The 1,017-nt window shown below is 52.3% G+C and carries 9 tRNA genes; all 9 read left to right on the top strand.

Going from position 1 to position 1,017, the window contains the following annotated elements:
* Positions 1 to 44 precede the first annotated feature (44 nt).
* The 9 genes from LE416_RS13080 to LE416_RS13040 all read left to right on the top strand — a co-directional run bounded on the left by LE416_RS13080 (position 45) and on the right by LE416_RS13040 (position 864).
* Positions 45 to 117 (top strand) — tRNA-Val (locus LE416_RS13080).
* 37 nt (positions 118 to 154) lie between these two features.
* A tRNA-Lys gene (locus LE416_RS13075) sits at positions 155 to 227 on the top strand.
* Positions 228 to 247: 20 nt separating this feature from the next.
* Positions 248 to 329, top strand: a tRNA-Leu gene (locus LE416_RS13070).
* Positions 330 to 331: 2 nt separating this feature from the next.
* Positions 332 to 404, top strand: a tRNA-Thr gene (locus LE416_RS13065).
* A 15-nt stretch (positions 405 to 419) separates the two neighbouring features.
* Positions 420 to 491, top strand: a tRNA-Gly gene (locus tag LE416_RS13060).
* An 11-nt stretch (positions 492 to 502) separates the two neighbouring features.
* Positions 503 to 588, top strand: a tRNA-Leu gene (locus tag LE416_RS13055).
* Between the two features lie 17 nt (positions 589 to 605).
* Positions 606 to 679, top strand: a tRNA-Arg gene (locus tag LE416_RS13050).
* Between the two features lie 35 nt (positions 680 to 714).
* Positions 715 to 786: transfer RNA gene (locus tag LE416_RS13045), tRNA-Gly, on the top strand.
* A 4-nt stretch (positions 787 to 790) separates the two neighbouring features.
* Positions 791 to 864 (top strand) — tRNA-Pro (locus tag LE416_RS13040).
* The last annotated feature ends 153 nt before the right edge of the window (positions 865 to 1,017 follow it).

Genomic DNA, 1,017 nt, shown 5'->3' with positions numbered 1-1,017 from the left:
GGGTGACTGCCTGCGAGGGTAGGAAGCTGCCGCGCTTCATTTATGGAGGATTAGCTCAGTTGGGAGAGCGTCTGCCCTACAAGCAGAGGGTCACAGGTTCGAGCCCTGTATCCTCCAGTGCCCCACGGGCATTGGATCAGCACTTGATTCACATGAGCCGTTAGCTCAGTTGGTAGAGCATCTGACTTTTAATCAGAGGGTCGACAGTTCGAGCCTGTCACGGCTCATTTACATTGGAACTTGATCTGCGGGTGTGGCGGAACTGGCAGACGCGCTAGATTTAGGTTCTAGTGGTTAACACCGTGGGGGTTCGAGTCCCTTCACCCGCATCGCCGACTTAGCTCAGCTGGCAGAGCACCTGTCTTGTAAACAGGGGGTCGGAGGTTCGAACCCTCTAGTCGGCAGCAGTTGAATATTTCGCGGAAGTAGTTCAGTGGTAGAACATCACCTTGCCATGGTGGGGGTCGCGAGTTCGAATCTCGTCTTCCGCTTCTCACTTTCCGCCGGGATGGCGAAACTGGTAGACGCACAGGACTTAAAATCCTGCGGTAAGTGATTACCGTGTCGGTTCGAACCCGACTCTCGGCATGGTACAATATAGATACGCACCCATAGCGCAACTGGATAGAGTGTCTGACTACGAATCAGAAGGTTGTAGGTTCGACTCCTACTGGGTGCATTCCGGCTTGCCGGAAGCAATTGAATACAGGTATTGCGGAAGTAGTTCAGTGGTAGAACATCACCTTGCCATGGTGGGGGTCGCGAGTTCGAATCTCGTCTTCCGCTTCATCGGGAAATAGCTCAGCTTGGTAGAGCGCTACGTTCGGGACGTAGAGGTCGTGGGTTCGAATCCCGTTTTCCCGATCACCAAAAGATCGACGTGCAGACGCCGATCTTTTTTTGGCTCTGCGTCAACTGGTGTTGAAGAATAATTTGATATTTTCTGGGAGTTCCTCTTTGGAGGGGCTCTTTTGTTATTTATGCGATAATCTGGTAGATCCGCTCGAAGAAGTGAGC

The organism is Lacticaseibacillus kribbianus (assembly GCF_020180945.1).
GTDB classification, from domain to species: Bacteria; Bacillota; Bacilli; order Lactobacillales; family Lactobacillaceae; genus Lacticaseibacillus; species Lacticaseibacillus kribbianus.
Note: the sequence above shows the minus strand (reverse complement) of the source record. Positions and strands in the feature narration are given on the sequence as shown.